The following is an 18,716-nucleotide window of genomic DNA, read 5'->3' on the forward strand; positions in this document are numbered from 1 at the left end:
AATGGATAAAAAAATAGCAGTTCGTGTTGACCATGTCAGCAAGTATTTTAAATTACCAACCGAGAGTACCCAGAGTCTTCGAACAGCCCTAGTCAACCGATTTAGAGGAATAAAAGGCTACAAAGAACAACATGTCCTTAGAGACATTACCTTTGATGTGGAAGAAGGCGACTTCTTCGGAATCTTAGGGCGAAATGGCTCCGGTAAGTCTACCTTGCTCAAAATCATTTCTCAAATCTATGAGCCTGAAAAGGGTTCTGTTACGGTCAATGGCAAGATGGTTTCTTTTATCGAGTTGGGGGTTGGTTTTAACCCAGAGCTAACCGGTCGGGAAAATGTCTATCTCAACGGTGCCATGCTAGGTTTTACGACACAGGAAATCGATGCCATGTATGATGACATCGTTGACTTTGCCGAGCTCCACGATTTCATGAACCAAAAGCTCAAAAATTACTCCAGCGGGATGCAGGTCCGCCTGGCTTTTTCGGTTGCTATTAAGGCTCAGGGAGATATTTTAATCCTTGATGAGGTTCTAGCCGTTGGAGATGAAGCCTTCCAACGCAAGTGTAACGATTACTTCCTAGAGCGCAAAGATAGCGGTAAAACCACTATCCTAGTCACTCACGATATGGGCGCCGTTAAAAAATACTGCAATAAGGCTATACTGATTGAGGATGGGTTGATCAAGGCGCAGGGTGATCCGGTTGATGTCTCAAACCAATATAGTTTTGACAATATTCAAGTAGCTACAGAAGTAGAAACGGATGATGAAAAAGAGAAGCTTATCGAAAACTTTAGCGTCAAAATGTTAACACCAGATAAGGTGACCCCAGAGGATACCTTAGAATTTGAATTTTCATTTGAACTCTTAAAAGATAATCTGCCGATCCATATTGCCTTTTCTTTTGTGGATATTACGACAGGACTAGGCCTGTATAATGATAATTCATGGGATTTTAAATGCATAGGAAAAGGCCATAAAACATTACGTTATCAGTGTCAGTTGCCTTATTTTAATCATGTCAAATTACGCTTGATGGCCTATCTCAGAGATGATAAACAACACGATGTCGATATGTTGATGATTCCAAATCCACCAATCTTTTCAGTTGATCGTAAAGTGGATGAGTCTAACTTTTCAGAAGTGGATTCATCAACTGGCTTATTGGTAAGACAGGGACAGTGGCAAACTAATAAATAAGGAATGTAAAGATGAAACTACTATTCATTTCACCAACAGGGACTCTCGATAATGGTGCTGAGAAAGCAGGTCTCAATGTTATGAGTTACTTGGTGTCCTTAGGACATCAGGTTTATAATGTGTTTCCTGCTAATCATTCAGCAACCTATCCCCATTACTTAAAGTTGATGGAAGAAGAAGGCATTGGCTCTTATCCGATGGAGACCTTGAAATGGTGGTGGCCTGAGGCACCAGGGGATAGTCCTTTCACACTTGACAGTATAAGGGTTTATCACCATCAGAACATCGCTGACATTAAAGACATTATTAAAACCGAAGGGATTGACTTAGTCATTTCTAACACTGTCAATGTTTTTCAAGGGGCTGTCGCAGCAAGAAGCGAAGGAATTCCAAGTTTTTACTTACTGCATGAGTTTCCTTATGGTGAATTTGAATATTATTCTAAAAAGTTAACATTACTCGATCAACTTTCAGATAAAATTTTTGCAGTAGAAGGAGAGCTTTTTAAGGAGCTTTCCAAATACTTTTCTAGTCAAAAATTAGAATCCTTTTTGCCATTTTCAAACGTTTCAGATACCCCTCTGAAAGAGACGAAAGAAAGACGCTTTATTTCTATTGGTGCACTAACGGAACGAAAAAATCAGTTAGAGCTGATTAAAGCTTTTTCAAGGTTAGAAGCAAAACCTGATAGCCTTGTCTTTATCGGCGGTTGGGATGATGACTATAAGGAAAAGTGTGACGACTATATCCAAAGTCATGATATCAAAAATATCCATTTTTTAGGATTTCAAGAAAAACCATGGGATCACGTGGGGAGTTCGGATATCATTGTTTTTTCGTCCAAACTTGAAGCTTTTCCATTGGTATTTGTAGAATCTATTTTAAAAGGGGTTCCAGCAATAATCTCTGACAACGTTGGTCATCTCTCCGTCAAGGAGGTGTTTAATGCAGGAACGGTTTACCCGTTAGGCTCTATTGATACTTTAAGCGATGAGATGAATCTTCTACTGAATCAATTCGAAGCCAAAAAAGAACAAGCTCTGACAGATAGTCAGAAAGCCTGGGAACTCTATACCATTGAAGAGGCCAGTAAGAACATAGTCAATCAGCTAAATGTGCTAGAAGATAAGAGGAATCAAGGAGTTCAAAATCTTTATTCTGAGTTAATGGGGCTATCATTTAGCTCAGATGTTCTTCAACACATTAAAAACGAAACAGTATCTATTTTCTTTTCAAATGATGACCAGTTTCACCCGGTTAAGTCTGCTGTTTATCCATTGAAAAAGAGTGACAGCATTGAACTGGAAGTTCAAGAAAACAATCAAATCAGGATTGATTTGTCTGAAAATCCAGCTAGTTTTAAAGCAGTCCAGCTTGTCGAAAAAGACAGTCAGACAGAGATCGAACCGATCTTTTCAAATGCTTTAGAGAAGGATGGTAAACTGACATTTACGACTTTTGACCCTCAAATTGTTTACGATGTTAGTCAATACCACCATCAGAAACTGATCCTCCAGTATGAGAAATTAGAGTATAGTGATCATGTAGCTCAACTGAATCATTACTATAATCAGTTGAGCCAAGATAAACATCAGTTAAAGGATGAGATAGAGCATCAGCAAGAGCGAAATAAAGCCTTAGAATCAGACCTGCGTCAAAGGATAGAGGATATGGCGGCTCTTCAACATGAGTACAATAGTGTCATAACTTCTCGTCGCTGGACAATTCCAACTAAAATAATAAACTTCTTTAGGAGAGCTAAATGAAACGTTTACTTTTGTATGTTCATTTTAATAAATATGATCAATTAAGTAACCATGTTATCTACCAACTTCAAAAAATGACCCCCTTATTTGAAAAGACGGTTTTTATATCAAACAGTCTTTTTACTGATGAGGATTTGAATCACTTACAATCATTGAATCTTATTGATGATTTTATACAGCGTGAAAACACAGGATACGACTTTGCGGCTTGGGCAGAAGGTTTAAAACATATTGGTCTTGGAGATGCTGAGCAATACGATTCCATCACCATGATGAATGATACTTGTTTCGGTCCACTTTGGGATATGGAAGAAGTCTATAACCGTTATGAAACAGATAGTGAGACAGATTTCTGGGGAATGACCAATCATGGTGCAGTAGATGCTGGAAGCATCTATATCGATGAGCATCTGCAATCTTATTTTATTTCATTTAAGAAAAACATTATTCAATCGGATGTCTTTAAAGAATTTTGGAACTCTGTGGAAGCTTATACGGATGTCCAAAAGGTGATTGATAACTATGAAACCAAATACACCAAATTATTTGTGGAAAATGATTTTAAATACCAAGCAATCTTAAATACGGTCCCCTTAGTCAAGGATTTTCAACATTATAATTTCACCATCCACTACCCACATATTCTGATTGCTAATCGTGTGCCATTTATCAAAATCAAGACCTTCGACTTGATTCAGCATTTGTCGCCCTATTTACTCAATGAAATAGAGCGCGTGTCAGACTATCCTGTCGATCTTATCACCTCTCACATGTCTAAAATTAGCCTTCCAACACCACCTTATTTGCTGGATAGGAAAGTGTTAAAGGAGGGGAGCATTTCATTTGGTCAGCAAAAAATTGCCGTCCATCTTCACGCTTTTTATGTAGACTTGGTCGAGGACTTCTTACGGGCTTTTAAAGCATTTTCATTTGATTTTGATCTTTTCCTGACAACAGATCAGGAGTCTAAAAAAAGTGATATCCAAACGCTTTTAGACCGAAATGGTATGCAGGGCCAAATTGTAGTCACAGGAGCTAAAGGTCGTGATGTGATTCCTATGTTAAAACTAAAAGATGTTTTATCACAGTATGATATCATTGGTCACTTCCATACAAAGAAATCACCAGAATACCCTCATTGGGTAGGAGATTCATGGCGGAATGAATTATTCCAAATGCTTTTAACACCTGCTGACAATATTATTTCTCAATTTGAAACGAACCCTGAGTTAGGATTGGTCATCGCTGATATTCCATCCTTCTTTAGATACACTAAAATAGTAGATCCTTGGAATGAATTTCGATTTGCAGAAGATATGAATAAGCTATGGGAACGCATGAATCTTGACCGATCAATCAATTTTGAAGCTGAAAACACCTTTATCATGAGCTATGGGACATTCATCTGGTTCAAGTATGAGGCTTTAGAACCTCTATTTGATTTGGACTTAACAAATGATGAGATTCCAGCTGAACCCTTGCCTCAGCATACCATCTTACATGCCATTGAACGGATATTGGTTTATTTAGCATGGGCAAGGAATTATGACTATGCTATTTCTAAAAATACAAGTTACATTACACCTTTTGTCGATAATCGTGTCCTAAATATTCGACCAGATAATGTGCCAAATACTTACATTAATTTTGACCAAATCGGTGGCATAAAAGGTGCACTAAAATATATTATAATTGGACCCGGAACGGCTGTTAAATATATCCTGCGCCGTCTCAGGGATAAAATCAAATCATGAAGAATAAACTTATACAGGTCTTTGAGACGATCAAAAATATACTCAGGAAGATCAGATGGCATTCGCCACTCGCATTCTTGTTTATCTTTATTATTAATTATCATTTAATAATAAATCGATTATTAGATCAGTTTTCAATGTCCGACTTGAATCAAGCTAATCAAGGAATAACACAATTTCTATACTACATTGCAATTGTCGGTTTTGCCATTTTAGCTTCTAAATCTATTACAATCAAGGACCTTTTAAAACTTTTAATCGGTTACCTTGTTTATATTGTTTCATCATATTTTATTTTAATATCAGTTAACCTTAATAACCCGGATTTTGAAGTAGGAAATTGGTCTGAAAACATGCTGTTAGAGACAGGGTTTTTAGAAACAGGTTTACTGATTGTTGTTCTATCCTTTGTCTTTCGCTATCTCTTAACAGAATTTGGGATTCATAAAAAAAGTCAACGGTTTTTGCCAGAAAATGGCTCTAATCATTTTATCTTAGCGTGTCTAATAGGTTCTTTTGCTGTCAATGATATTAAAATACTCCTTCATAGCACGTCTCATTTAACGATTTTTGCCGAAGAGAATTACCTGTCCTACTATTTGCTATTCTTAGCGTTAAATACCTTTATTTCTTGTTTAGCATTCATTGCATTAGCACATAGTCTTTTAAATGGATTAAGGGATCTAAAAAACAATAATGCTAGCTTCAATCTCGTTCTGTCTGCCAGTGCTTTATTTGCCATTATTTTTAACTATACCATCCAATTTGGTATAAGAAGTGATCACACCATTTTAGGTGAATACCTATTTCCAGGGGCTTTTATCTATCAATTCACTATTCTTTTTTCTCTTTTTTTATTAATCTATTTTATTACCAATAGAGTCTTTGTTGGAACACTAATTATCGTTTCACTAGGATCAATTGTATCAGTTGCTAATTATTTAAAAGAAGGACTCCGAAGTGAACCACTGCTGGTAACCGATTTTGTATGGATTAAAGAAATTTCTCTTTTATCGAGTTTTGTAGAACACAAAATTTTAATAAATATTTTTATAACGGTAGCTGTAGCTTTAATATTATTTATATTAGGTTATAAAAAATGGCTACCTGGAGCAATATTTGAACGAAAGCGAATGAGAGCTATCGGCCTTCTGACCGTTGCTTCCCTATGGTTAGGTATTTTTACTATCTTTAGAACAGAAGAAAATTCTAAAATTGTTGATAATGTACCGGTCATCTCAAAGTTAAATAATATAGTTGATTTAACATGGATGGGCTTTACCAAAAATGCTAGTTATAAATCGTTAATGTATGTCTGGACTAAACAAATTACTAAAGAAGTAATGCCAGTTCCCGAAGGATATAATGAGACATCTATTAAAGAAATAGTTGAGAAGTACAGTAAATTAGCCACTGAAATCAACGAAACCCGTGATAGTCAAATTGAAGAACACACGATTATTTATATTCTTAGTGAAAGTTTTGCGGATCCTATGAGACTTCCTGGGATTACTATTAGTGAAGAAGTCTTGCCAAATATTAAAACGATTATGCAAGATTATACCAGTGGGACAATGCGTTCAGATTTCTATGGAGGTGGCACTGCCAATATGGAAATACAAACATTGATTGGCTTGCCTTATTATAACCTTTCACCAAGTGTCTCTGTAATGAACACAGAAGTTATTCCTAAAATGACCTATGTGCCAACGATTAGTCAATTTTATGAAGACAAAGATAAAGTGGCAGTACATTTTCATAATGGTGCCAACTATTCCAGGAATATTATCTATAAAGATTTTGGTTTTGAGACATTTATTGCCTTAGGTGGTACTGATGATGAACCGACTATGCTGGAATATAATGGTGCCAATGCGAGTGATAAAACAACCTATTATGCAATTGAGAGTCAATTAACACAGGACACGCCACAATTCTTCTCAGCCATTACCATGCAAAACCATATTCCATGGGAAAAAGATGAGCCTGTGGAAATTACAGCAACTGGTGAAGGATTTAGTGCAGAAGAAACTAAAAATCTAACCAATTATGTACGCCTTTTAAAAGATACAGATATCATGACTAAGGATTTCCTGGATACCCTATCTGACATGGATAAAAAAATTACAGTAGTCTTTTATGGTGACCATCTTCCAGGACTCTATCCATCTGCTATCTTTTCGGATGATCCAAATAGTCAGTATCAAACAGATTATTTTGTTTGGAGTAATTTTCAAACAGAGAAATTAGATCATCCTTATGTTAATTCAAGTGACTTTCCAGCTCTTGTGTTTAAACAAATAGATGCTAAAGTTTCACCTTACTATGCCCTATTGACTGAAGTATTAGAAAATGAGGATCGGCAGAATCCAAAAGAAAGTGAGACACTTACGTCTGACGAACTGAAATTAATTGAATATGATTTGATGCTAGGGAAAGGATATTTACTGGAATATCCTGAGTTCTTTACGATCAAGTAATCATGGAGAGAAAAATGAAACATAAAATTGAATCCTTTATTTCCATAAATAAAACAAAGATATTAGTGGTGTTTTTCTTATATCTATTCCCTTTAATAGCGATAGGAAATGTCAATTACCCTTATATTGATGATATTGGTCGTAGGATAGAAGGAGTTGCAAATTTTGCAGAACATTATTCAAGATTTTTAAGTGAATTTGCGTCTTACCTTGTTCATGGTGGCACCCACCTCGCGGATGCAGGCTTAACAACTTTTATACTTTGTGCAGTCATCTTAACACTAACAAGCTTTACTGTATTATATTTATTCAAAGATGGAGAAGAAATTTCCTGGTCAGCAGCAATTGCTTCCGTTTTTCTTGGTCTCAATCCTTGGTTTTTAGAACCATTAAGCTTTAGGTTTGATGCCCCATATATTTCCTTATCGGTATTAGTTTCTGTCCTTCCCTTTGTTTTTTATAGACAGAAACCTAAATACTTTGCCTTGGCATCCTTTGTAGGCATCTTCTTGATGTGTAATTCTTACCAAGGATCATCTGGAATCTATATCTTGACCCTACTTGCTTTAGTAACTGCTGATATTTTAGAAGGGAAACCGATTGTTGATGTCCTTAAAAAAATAGCAGTGAGCTTTATAGCTTATTCTGCAGGGATAGTGACATTCTTCTTTCAAACAAAGCTAAATCCCCATTTGGAATCAAGAGGTGAAACGACTCAAATAGCATCACTAAGGAATATGCCTCATGCAGTTGTCGAAAATCTCCGTGTGTATTTTGAGACTTTAAAACTACAAAGTAATCGTTTGTGGTTGTTATTAGCTCTTTTGATTATTTTAGGAGCTATCGTAACTTGGGTTTGGACTTCTAAACGGTCTAAAATTTGTTCTCTTTTTATCTCCTTATTATCACTGGGGATTAGCAGTATTATGAGTTACGGCCTATACATGTTTTTTGCAACTCCACTGGCAGATGATAGACCAAGATATGCCTATGGCTTTGCCTTCTTCATTGGGTTACTATTGATACAGTTGACAAAAAGAACCAGTTTGCCAAAATTGAATGCAGTAAAATCTTCTTTAGCGGTTCTTGTCATATACTATACGGTTTCATTTTCTTTCATGTATGCTAGTGTTCTTGATAATCAAAAACAAACCTTTGAAAACAGTAGTTTTTTGCTGGCAGATGATTTGAATAATTTCATCTCTGAAGACAATCAGACGGTTTATATTAGTTCTTTCTTAAAAGATTCTCAGGTTTTTGAAAATAGTGCCCAAGCATTTCCAATGTTGAGACACTTAGTTCCTAGTAATGCCAGTCTTTATTGGCCTAACTTTATGTGGTTTAATAGCTTAACTGACTTAAATGTTAATTTTGTTGGATTAGATTTCAATACCATCAATATGGATGATTTAGAACCATTGCTATCCAATAAAAATTGGGATATCTATCAATTCAATAATGAGATATATGTTTATACAAAATAATAGTCAATGATAAATAAAGTTACAAGTATCACAAAAATAGGATTGAAATTATTATATTTTTTGATATACTAATTCTATAGGTATTTTTTTAAAAAAAACTAATTTTTTAAAGGAGAATTTTATGAAAAAGTGGTTTTTAACCTTTGTAGCTGTATTTGTTGGCTTTCTTTTCCAAAGTTCATTCAATGTATCTGCGGTTGAAGCTTCAACTGTTGAAATGTACCGTTTGTACAATCCTAACAGTGGTGAACACTTTTATACTCGAGATGGAAATGAGAAAAACCATCTTGTGAATGTCGGATGGCATTATGAAGGAATCGGTTGGATTGCTCCTTTAGAAGGTGAAGATGTCTACCGACTTTATAATCCAAATGCGGGTGACCATCACTACACACTTAGTGCTTTTGAAAGAGATCATTTAATTGCAGTTGGATGGCGTTATGAAGGCTTGGCATGGAAATCAGGTGGTCACCTATCTTTACATAGATTGTACAATCCAAACGCTATCTCTGGAGCTCACCACTATACCTTAAGTGCTGGGGAAAGCAATCAACTTGCCAGCATTGGATGGCATTATGAAGGACTTGCGTGGAATGCAGTGGGAGAAGGGGTTCCCTATGTAGCTCCACAACCATCGACACCAAGTCAGCCTACAACTAGCACACAACCATACTATAAAAACTGTGATGAGGTAAAAGCTGCTGGAGCAGCCCCTCTCTACAGAGGCGACCTAGGTTATGGTCCTCACCTGGATCGTGATGGGGATGGAGTTGCTTGCGAATTGGTACCATAGTACTCTGTTCTCATTAAAATTGTTGTAAACCATTAGTGACTGCTAACTGTTAGTTAGAGTTAACTAATGGTTTTTTATGTTATATGGAGATGTCATTGAAATGTAATCTTATCATTCAAATGAATTTTTGACACAGATTTGTCGATAAGTTATAATAATACTGATAAACTAAAATGGAAATGGAAGAAAGATGAAACGTTACTCAAAATTTATAATCCTTTCGTCTACTGTGATATTGGGTGCTTTAACACCTTTAAACGCAGTGAATGCAGATCAGATTTCTGGTCAAGCCATTTACGTAAAGACAAAAGAAACAACTTCTGTGAACCAGCGAGTTACGGCAAAAATCCAAGCACTTGAAGTCGAAGGAAAACCAGTTCTACGGTTGACAGATCTCTCAACAGCTGATATTAATCAGATTAAAGTGACGGTATCTTCTAAGTCAAATGAAAGTCTTCAGCATACTTATGAAGCTAAATTAGACAAAGATGGGTATTATACGGTAGAATTGGACGCCGAGAAGCATGATTTTACAGACAATAGTTTTGTCGCAAAGGTAGTCCTAGAACGCCATAACAATGTCTTTGATTTTTTATCTGACTATGACTTCACATGGGAAAAAGAACAAACAACTGAAAAACCAACTGCTAATGTGTCCAATGAAGCAGTTGAAACTGTAGCAAATACTGAAGGTGTAACGACAGCAACTGAGACGTCTCGTGCGATTGCTGCTGATATTGTTAGTGAATCAGCTCAGGAGAAGACTGATCAACCAGCTGAAACCACTGCGACAGTAGAAACGGTAACAGATGCCACTACCACAGCAGAGCCTAATCCTCAAACATCTGAAGCATCTAAAGAGACTAACACAGAGGTTGAGCAAGAGTCATCAACAACAACAGAGTCTGCCTCTAAAACAGATGCCCTTTCTAAAACACGTCTTGAAAATCCGAGTGTCCGTGTTTCGTTAGATGGTAAGGACGTGACCTCAACACCATCTGTTAGCCAAAGCACATCAGAGGCGACCACTTCAAAAGAAACTGACAGCAAGGGTTCAACTGAAAAATCAACAGATACGGATACTAATAACAGTACAACTCCAAGGATTACTGAGGAAGTTTCCCACTTCGGAACAGAAGCGATTGCTCGAAATGCGACAGCGGGAGTTCAAACGACTGGGACAATCAAAGTCGTGAAAAATGAGGATAATGGGTCATTTGAAATCATCGTTTCTAACGCTGATACGGAAAATGGTGTTGAAGAAGTTCTTCTCCCTGTTTGGTCGGCGAAAAATGGCCAAGATGATATTGAATGGTATCGTGCTCAAAAGCAGTCTGATGACACCTTTAAAGCGATTGTTTCCATTTCAAATCACAATAATGACCTAGGGGAATATTACATCCACCTATACTACATTGACCGTAAGAAAAAGTTAGTAGGTGTGGGTGGTACGCAAACGAATATCAGTAAAACAGTTGCTGAGCCCACAGGAACACTCAAAGTCAGTAAAAACAATACCGTAACTGGAGAGTTTGAACTGACGGTTTCCAATATCTATGCCCCTCAAGGGTTGAGAGAAGTCTTGGTACCGGTATGGTCTGATGCGAATGGGCAAGATGATATCAAATGGTACAGTGCTCAAAAACATGCAGACGGCTCTTATCGTGTAACTGTTAATCCTGCTAACCATAAGCAAAACACAGGTGTCTACCATGCTCATCTTTATTACCGTCAAAACGATGGTCAACTAAAGGGTGTCTCAGGCATTAAGCATACGGTCCAGAATGCTCCTGTTTCTGGAAATATTAGCATTAAAAACAGCAATAATGCTTCTGGTCAGTTTGAAATCTTGGTTACTAATGTAGCGAGCCAATCAGGTATTAAAGATGTTTTAGTACCTGTTTGGGGCGATAAAGACGGCCAAAACGATATTAAATGGTATACAGCGACTAAACAAAGCGATGGGAATTATAAGGTTCTTGTTGACATTAAAAATCATAATTATGAACAAGGTACCTACCATGCTCACCTTTATTACCGTCTAAGCAACGGCTCTTTAAAAGGTGTTTCCACAGCAACAACAGTCGTCGAAACGAAAAATTCTTTTGGAACGCTCTCTATTGTCAACAAGAATAATCAAACAGGTAGTTTTGATGTTGTCATTAAGGATGTGAATCCTAGTTACGTTCTATCAGAAATTTTGTTACCGATATGGTCTGAAAAAAATGACCAAGATGATATTCAATGGTATAAAGCGACCAAGCAAAATGATGGAACCTATAAAGTGTCAGTTTCAATTAGCAATCATAAATTTGATTCTGGAACCTACCATGTTCATTACTACCATCGTTTAGCTAATGGTGAATTAAAAGGAATCGGTTCAATAAAGACATCAATCGAATCTCAAAACTCATCTCCAACTGGCAATCTCGCAATTTCTAAAAAGAGTAATGGTTTTGAAGTGCTGATTTCAAATGTTAATGCTCCAAGTGGTGTTACGAGTGTTTTGGTTCCAATTTGGTCAGATGCAGGAGGTCAAGACGATATTCGTTGGTATAATGCTGCTAAACAGTCAGATGGAAATTACCATGTCTCAGTCAACATAGCTGATCATCATAACCGTTATGGCAAATACCATGCCCATCTGTATTACAGACTAGGTTCTGGTCAGTTAGTTGGAGTCTCTGGTACTTCAACAGAAGTAGCTTCGAATAATACAACAAATAACGCATCTATAACTACTTCATATAATGGTACAGGATCTTATACAGTCAATCTGAGTAATGTTTCTGGGTATGGGCGCGTGAATGTTGCGGTTTGGTCAGAAGTTGGTGATCAGGATGATATTCGTTGGTATGAAGCTTATTCGAATGGGAATGGAAATTATAGCTTTAACTTCAATGCTCAAAATCATTCTGGAACTGGGACATACCATATTCATGCCTACTTGACCAACAATGGAAATACTTTGCTTGGATCGACTACAGTTAATGTAGCCCGTACAAATTATTCAGCTCCTTATTATTACCAAGGAGATACGCGTTGGGGTAGCCGAATGTTTGGCGCTTACACGATGTACGCGACTGGTTGTGTGCCGACAGTAGTTGCTATGGCTGCATCAGGTATCACAGGAAATGCTGTTTCACCAGTTGATGTGGCATCTTACCTCTATTATAATACTCAGGAATTCAACCGAATTCATGGTATGGGAACAACCGGTCAAGGGGTCGTCCTTGGTGCTAATCATTTTGGAGTGAAAACAAAAGCTCTTGGAAGTCAAAATGCAATTGTCGAAGCTCTTCAAAATGGTCATTATGTTGCAGCGGCAGTTGGTCATAGTGTCTTTGTCAGCTCTCCATCAACTCACCAAATTTTACTCAAAGGCTACCAAAATGGTAAAACTTACGTCATGGATCCTTATACACCATCATTAAATGGATGGTATGATGTTTCTTACCTAACAAGTGTACCAAGTACCTGGTCAGGAGACTTCTATAACGGATCTGTCTTTATCCAACTCTCTGAGTAACTTCTTATTAAATTGAATAATAGTTCTAACGAATTTAGTCTATAAAAACTATTAGATTAAGTATTTTATAACCAATAAACCACAGTAACTTCAAAAGCTACTGTGGTTTATTTCATTATTGAACAAACATGGCATCGCCAAAGCTGAAAAAGCGGTATTGTTCCTCAACGGCATGTTTATAGGCATCTAGAATAAAGTCGCGTCCTGCAAAGGCTGCGACCAGCATGACCAAGGTTGATTTTGGCAGATGGAAATTAGTTGAAAAAGCATCAACAAGTTTAAACTCATAACCAGGTTTGATGAAGATATTGGTCCAACCGGAATCAGCTACAATGTGACCATCAAACTTCGTCCCGATGGTTTCCAGTGTACGGATTGATGTCGTCCCGACGGCCACAATTCGTCCTCCAGCAGCTTTAACGTCCCGCAGAGTTTGAGCTGCTTCCTCACCTAAACTGTAAAACTCAGAGTGCATTTCATGATCGTCAACATTTCCCACAGAGACAGGACGGAAGGTTCCAAGACCAACATGGAGCGTTAATTCGACCAGTTTGACACCCTTTGCTTCAATTTTGGCCAATAATTCTTCTGTAAAATGAAGACCAGCAGTCGGTGCCGCAGCAGAGCCATTTTCTTTGGCGTAAACAGTTTGGTACCGATCCTTGTCTTCTAACTTCTCATGGATATAAGGCGGTAAGGGCATCTCTCCTAGAGATTCTAACACCTCTAGAAAAATCCCGTCATAATCAAAGCGAACAATTCGTCCACCGTGGTCTAATTCTTCCGTGATGGTCGCGTTTAATCGCCCATCTCCAAAGGTAATCTTGGTGCCTGTTTTGAGGCGTTTAGCAGGCTTGGCTAAGACTTCCCAATCATCTCCTTCAGTATTTTTAAGCAATAACAGTTCCACATGGCCACCGGTATCAGGTTTTTGACCATAGAGACGAGCAGGGAGAACACGGGTATTGTTCATGACCAAGGCATCCCCAGGATTGAGGTAATCGATAATATGATCAAAGTGTTGGTCGACCATGGTTTGTTTCTCATGATCTAACACTAAGAGGCGGGAACTGTCCCTTTTTAATAGGGGCGTCTGGGCTATTAAGGCTTCTGGAAGTTCAAAATCAAAATCAGCTGTATTCATGATAGTCCTTATCAAATCAAGTTTTGCGAGTCAAGCTCACAACGGTTTCTATTATACCATTTTCTATCTTATTCTGCTTGACAAAAATTGGTATATACCATATAATAAAATTAGCATAATAACAGGAAAAGGAGTGGCTTATGAAAATTATTGAAGTCCAAGATCAAATAGAAGGTGGCAAGATTGCCTTAGATATTGTCAGGGAAAGTTTAACCAACGGTGCAAAAGTATTTGGCCTGGCGACGGGGTCAACTCCCATTGAGTTATACAAGCAAGCAGTCGCTAGCGATATTGATTTTTCAAACGCAGTGGCCATTAATCTGGATGAGTATGTGGGCTTAGGGCCAGATGATGACCAGAGCTATCGTTATTTTATGCAGAAACACCTCTTTGAGGCGAAGCCTTTTAAGGAGACCTATGTTCCTGACGGAAAGGCCCAGGACTTAAATGAAGCAGCAGAAGCCTATGAAGTCATCATCCAAAATAATCCAATTGACTTGCAGATTCTAGGTATCGGCCGAAATGGCCATATAGGGTTTAATGAACCCGGTACGCCATTTGACCAACAAACGCACGTGGTCGATTTAGTGCCATCAACCATTGAGGCCAATGCCCGTTTCTTTGATAATCCCGAAGATGTTCCTCGGCAGGCTGTTTCAATGGGGATTGCAAGCATCATGAAGGCTAAGGCTATTGTTCTCATGGCTTATGGCTCTGAAAAGGCGGAAGCCATAGCAGGGTTGTTGGAAGGTCCAGTGACAGAAGACTTACCAGCCTCTATCTTGCAGCGTCACCCAGATGTGACCATTATTGCCGATGAAGCCGCCCTTAGCCTGTATAAAGGGGAATAAAACGGATAGTAATGAATAGATGCTATATAGATCACCGAACAGACAATAAAAATCGCTCTCCTTTAAGAGGAGGAGCGATTTTTTAGAGGTATTGGCGGGCGACTTCTAAATCACCGAGGTAGCTATCGTCTTTTTGACCGTTGATGATTTGATAAGCATCAGCCCCTTTACCAGCAATGATAACAGCATCATCAGGGGTGGCCGTGCGAGTCATAGCCGTTTGGATAGCTGCTTCACGGTCAACAATGGTATCATAGGGTCTTGTCAGGTAGCCTGCGATTTCCTCACAGATAAGGGCAGGGTCCTCGTAGTTGGGATCATCGGCTGATAAGATGACCTCGATCTCAGGCAAAGTGTTGAGCAGGTCACCAAAATCCTTACGGCGACTTTGGCCTTTGTTGCCCGGTGCGCCGATGATAAGGATAATCTTCCCTTTTTGGTGGGTTTGAACAACATGGACCAGTTTTTCAAGGCTGTCTTTGTTGTGGGCATAATCAACAAAAACCTTAGCGCCGTTAGCTTGAGTTAAGACTTCCATGCGTCCGGGAACTTGCGTTTCGGCAATCCCAGTTTGGATATCTGAAGGAGTGGCACCAAGTCTTAAACAGGCTAGACCAGCAGCTAGGGCATTTTCCTGATTAAAATGACCGATCAGTTGGATGTCGTATGTGCCTGCTAACTTGCCACTGACCTCGTATGAAAAGGCTTTAGAAGTCAGGATTTGGTTATCGGAATCTCTCCCATAGAAGTCGTGGGGTCTGTCAGTAACTTGAGCTTTTACAAGGTCAAAATGATCCATCTCGCTATTGACAATCACAGCTCTGCTATTGTCCATCAAAAGGCGCTTATGGTAAAAATAATCCTCTAGACTAGGGTGCTCAATGGGCCCGATGTGGTCAGGGCTGATATTTAGAAAGACACCGACATCAAAAGTTAGCCCATAGACGCGCTTGACCAAGTAAGCTTGACTGGAGACTTCCATGATAAGGTGGGTCCTGCCATTGTTGACAGCTTGGGCCATCATGGCAAAGAGGTCAAGGCTTTCAGGCGTGGACAGTTGAGACTTGAAAAAGGTTTCACCGTCCAAGGTCGTATTCATGGTGGAGAGAAGAGCAGGCTTGTGGCTTTGTTTAAGAATATGGTAGGCAAAATAAGCAGCTGTCGTTTTTCCTTTTGTTCCTGTAAAGGCAAGTAATTTCAGCTTATCTTGGGGATTGTCATAAAAAGCCATGGCTAAGAGACTCATGGCCTGCTTGATGTCATTGACTAAAATAGCAGGAATCCCAACCTCATAGTCTTTTTCAGCGACATAAAAGGCCAAGCCTTGTGCAACAGCACTCTCTAAAAATTCCCGCTTAAAAGCAGTCCCCTTGACAAAGAAAAGGGTGTCAGCCTTAGCTTGACGACTATCATAAGAAATGCTTTCAAAAGTCACACCAGACCAGTCAAAATAATAATGACCATCCGCAATCACCTCACGGAAATTATGGTCATTTTTTAAAATTTGTAACACAGACTCAATTTTTAACATGACTCTATTGTAAAACTAAAGTCAAAGTTTTACAAGTCCCAAAGAAAAGTTTATAATAAATAGGATACAAAGGGCGTTTAAAAATCCGTATAAAAATAGGAAAGAGACGCAGTGGCTGTAGCCACAAGGAGTCTTTATCATTTTTACTAGGATTTTAGCCCGTGTTCGACTTCATAGGATACAAAGCCCGTTAAGAAAAGCGAAGAAAAATGGCGGTAAGTCAGAAATCTTTGATTTCGTTGACGCACCCCGGTCAGGACGGTTAGGCTTTTCGACGATAGCCATCGAGAAAGGCCAAACGTCTACGACCACAAGGTCATCTGAGAAGGTTGTCTTTAAAGCTTCTGCATAACAACTATTGAACAATATTGGAGACTTGTTATTGGCCCTTAAGCCTTAATCTCGTCATCCTTAAAAAGGAAAAAATCATGTCAAAACAAGCTATTTCACAGCAAGAGAAGATGGTCCAAGGGACCTTATGGCTGACGATGGGAAATTTTGCCAGTCGGCTTTTAGGCGTTATCTACATTATCCCTTGGTTTATGTTGATGGGGGAACATGGCAATCAAGCTAATGCCTTATTCAATATGGGGTATAACATCTATGCGATTTTCTTGAACATTTCAACAGCAGGGATTAACGTGGCTGTTGCGAAACAGATTTCAAAATACAATTCCATGGATAGACCTGAAATGAGCTATAAATTAGTTCGGACGGCCTTTCAATTTATGTTGGTGCTAGGTGCCATTGCAGCAGGCATTATGTATATAGGGGCACCTCTATTTGCAGAAATCTCTGGGGTTAAGGATGATCTTGTACCTGTCATGCGTAGTTTGTCTTGGGCAGTGCTAATCTTCCCGTCGATGAGTATTATTCGAGGCGTTTTTCAAGGCTTTAACAACATGAAACCCTATGCTATCAGTCAGGTAGCAGAGCAAATTATTCGAGTCATTTGGATTTTGTTGGCCTCTTTCTTCATCATGAAGTTGGGTTCTGGGAATTATATTGAAGCGGTTATCCAATCAACTTTTGCGGCTTTCATCGGAATGATTGCCAGCGTCCTTGTTTTAGCCTACTACCTTTGGAAAGCTGATTTAGTAGGTCCAATTTTCTTAGAAAAACCTGTTGGCGAAAAAATGGACACCAAGGCGGTCTTGTTAGAAACTGTTAAAGAAGCCATTCCGTTCATCATTACAGGGGCTGCGATTCAGATTTTCCAATTGATTGACCAATTCACCTTTATCAATGCCATGGAAGTCTTTTCGAATTACACTAATGAGGAATTACAAGTTCTCTTTTCATATTTTGCGGCCAACCCTAACAAGGTTTATATGATTTTAATCTCTGTCGCCATTGCAATCGGAGGAGTTGGGATTCCTTTGTTGACAGAGAATTTTGTCAAGAAGGATAAAAAAGCTTCTGCCCATTTGATTGAAAATAGTTTAACCATGTTGATGGTCTTTCTGTTTCCAGCAGTTGTGGGGGCGACTATACTGGCAAAGCCACTTTATACAGTCTTCTACAATGTTCCAGATACCATGGCGTTAAGTTTATTTATTGTCGCCATGCTTAGCACCTTTGTATTAGGGTTTTACACAGTCCTTGCTCCCATGTTGCAAGCGCTCTTTGAAAACCGAAATGCAGTCAAATATTTCCTGTATGGTGCCTTGGTTAAGCTAGTTGTTCAATTGCCCTTCATCTTTCTCTTTAGAGCCTATGGGCCCTTGTTGTCAACGATTGTTGGCTTAAGCGTCCCAATTGTCATGATGTACCGGAGAACCTTGCGTATTACGGGCTTTAACCATCAGTTGCTTCTCAATCGCGGGTTATTGGTCCTGATGCAAACCTTGGTTATGGGTGTTCTTGTACTGATTGTGGAAATCGGGTTAAATGCTGTTTTTCCAGTCACCGATCGGTTTTCAAGTGTGGTTCACTTAGTTATCGGTGTTAGTGTTGGTGTGATTGCCTACGGCATCATGAGCTTAGCGACCAAATCAGCTGACTTCCTGATTGGAAAGAATAAGGCGGAGACCCTGCGCAAAAAATTTAAACTGTCCTAATAAATAAACCTCTAACAGTGAGCTAGTCCATTGACATGTGAGCATGGACTGGTATCCTTTGTTGGAGGTTTTTATGTTATAGTTTACAACTATGGCTAGGTATCTCTAATAAAAATAAAGGGA

At 38.6% G+C, this 18,716-nt stretch carries 11 protein-coding genes; 9 read left to right on the forward strand and 2 right to left on the reverse strand.

The features are described 5' to 3' along the window. The first annotated feature begins 1 nt into the window (after position 1). The 7 genes from J2S23_RS03620 to J2S23_RS03650 all read left to right on the forward strand — a co-directional run bounded on the left by J2S23_RS03620 (position 2) and on the right by J2S23_RS03650 (position 13,007). Positions 2–1,201 (forward strand): ABC transporter ATP-binding protein, encoded by a 1,200-nt coding sequence (locus J2S23_RS03620; protein ID WP_307121395.1) that lies wholly within the window; start codon positions 2–4, stop codon positions 1,199–1,201. An 11-nt stretch (positions 1,202–1,212) separates the two neighbouring features. Then, positions 1,213–2,967: a glycosyltransferase gene (locus tag J2S23_RS03625; RefSeq protein ID WP_307121396.1), complete on the forward strand. Its 1,755-nt coding sequence runs from the start codon at positions 1,213–1,215 to the stop codon at positions 2,965–2,967. After that, positions 2,964–4,721, forward strand: a complete 1,758-nt coding sequence (locus tag J2S23_RS03630) for a rhamnan synthesis F family protein (RefSeq protein WP_307121397.1) — start codon at positions 2,964–2,966, stop codon at positions 4,719–4,721. The genes J2S23_RS03625 and J2S23_RS03630 overlap by 4 nt, the downstream gene beginning before the upstream one ends. Then, on the forward strand, positions 4,718–7,201 hold the full coding sequence (locus J2S23_RS03635; RefSeq protein WP_307121398.1) for an LTA synthase family protein: 2,484 nt from the start codon (positions 4,718–4,720) through the stop codon (positions 7,199–7,201). Before J2S23_RS03630 ends, J2S23_RS03635 begins: the two co-directional genes overlap by 4 nt. Before the next feature lie 14 nt (positions 7,202–7,215). After that, positions 7,216–8,685 (forward strand): glucosyltransferase domain-containing protein, encoded by a 1,470-nt coding sequence (locus J2S23_RS03640; protein WP_307121399.1) that lies wholly within the window; start codon positions 7,216–7,218, stop codon positions 8,683–8,685. A 121-nt stretch (positions 8,686–8,806) separates the two neighbouring features. Further along, complete coding sequence (locus tag J2S23_RS03645) at positions 8,807–9,478, forward strand: excalibur calcium-binding domain-containing protein (RefSeq protein ID WP_307121400.1); 672 nt, start codon at positions 8,807–8,809, stop codon at positions 9,476–9,478. A 190-nt stretch (positions 9,479–9,668) separates the two neighbouring features. After that, positions 9,669–13,007: a GBS Bsp-like repeat-containing protein gene (locus J2S23_RS03650; protein WP_307121401.1), complete on the forward strand. Its 3,339-nt coding sequence runs from the start codon at positions 9,669–9,671 to the stop codon at positions 13,005–13,007. Positions 13,008–13,122: 115 nt separating this feature from the next. On the opposite strand, the gene queA is transcribed toward J2S23_RS03650, so the two are convergent. Continuing rightward, on the reverse strand, positions 13,123–14,151 hold the full coding sequence (queA, locus tag J2S23_RS03655; RefSeq protein WP_307121402.1) for a tRNA preQ1(34) S-adenosylmethionine ribosyltransferase-isomerase QueA: 1,029 nt from the start codon (positions 14,149–14,151) through the stop codon (positions 13,123–13,125). A 140-nt stretch (positions 14,152–14,291) separates the two neighbouring features. On the opposite strand from queA, the gene J2S23_RS03660 reads away from it, so the two are divergent. Further along, the gene (locus tag J2S23_RS03660; RefSeq protein WP_307121403.1) at positions 14,292–15,002 is read left to right on the forward strand and encodes a glucosamine-6-phosphate deaminase; all 711 of its coding nucleotides are present in this window, start codon (positions 14,292–14,294) and stop codon (positions 15,000–15,002) included. A gap of 82 nt (positions 15,003–15,084) precedes the next feature. Here J2S23_RS03660 and J2S23_RS03665 read toward each other — a convergent pair whose 3' ends face one another. Next, positions 15,085–16,533, reverse strand: a complete 1,449-nt coding sequence (locus J2S23_RS03665) for a UDP-N-acetylmuramoyl-L-alanyl-D-glutamate--L-lysine ligase (RefSeq protein ID WP_307121404.1) — start codon at positions 16,531–16,533, stop codon at positions 15,085–15,087. Between the two features lie 428 nt (positions 16,534–16,961). Between J2S23_RS03665 and J2S23_RS03670 the strand changes: the two genes are divergently transcribed. Continuing rightward, on the forward strand, positions 16,962–18,593 hold the full coding sequence (locus tag J2S23_RS03670; RefSeq protein WP_307121405.1) for a putative polysaccharide biosynthesis protein: 1,632 nt from the start codon (positions 16,962–16,964) through the stop codon (positions 18,591–18,593). Positions 18,594–18,716: the final 123 nt, after the last annotated feature.

Source organism: Streptococcus moroccensis, from assembly GCF_030812835.1.
Lineage (GTDB): Bacteria > Bacillota > Bacilli > Lactobacillales > Streptococcaceae > Streptococcus > Streptococcus moroccensis.

Coding starts and splice junctions, on each gene's coding strand:
- queA (WP_307121402.1), bottom strand. CDS start 14,151: ATGAATACAGCTGATTTTGATTTTGAACTTCCAGAAGCCTTAATAGCC.
- J2S23_RS03635 (WP_307121398.1), top strand. CDS start 4,718: ATGAAGAATAAACTTATACAGGTCTTTGAGACGATCAAAAATATACTC.
- J2S23_RS03640 (WP_307121399.1), top strand. CDS start 7,216: ATGAAACATAAAATTGAATCCTTTATTTCCATAAATAAAACAAAGATA.
- J2S23_RS03630 (WP_307121397.1), top strand. CDS start 2,964: ATGAAACGTTTACTTTTGTATGTTCATTTTAATAAATATGATCAATTA.
- J2S23_RS03620 (WP_307121395.1), top strand. CDS start 2: ATGGATAAAAAAATAGCAGTTCGTGTTGACCATGTCAGCAAGTATTTT.
- J2S23_RS03665 (WP_307121404.1), bottom strand. CDS start 16,533: ATGTTAAAAATTGAGTCTGTGTTACAAATTTTAAAAAATGACCATAAT.
- J2S23_RS03660 (WP_307121403.1), top strand. CDS start 14,292: ATGAAAATTATTGAAGTCCAAGATCAAATAGAAGGTGGCAAGATTGCC.
- J2S23_RS03625 (WP_307121396.1), top strand. CDS start 1,213: ATGAAACTACTATTCATTTCACCAACAGGGACTCTCGATAATGGTGCT.
- J2S23_RS03650 (WP_307121401.1), top strand. CDS start 9,669: ATGAAACGTTACTCAAAATTTATAATCCTTTCGTCTACTGTGATATTG.
- J2S23_RS03645 (WP_307121400.1), top strand. CDS start 8,807: ATGAAAAAGTGGTTTTTAACCTTTGTAGCTGTATTTGTTGGCTTTCTT.
- J2S23_RS03670 (WP_307121405.1), top strand. CDS start 16,962: ATGTCAAAACAAGCTATTTCACAGCAAGAGAAGATGGTCCAAGGGACC.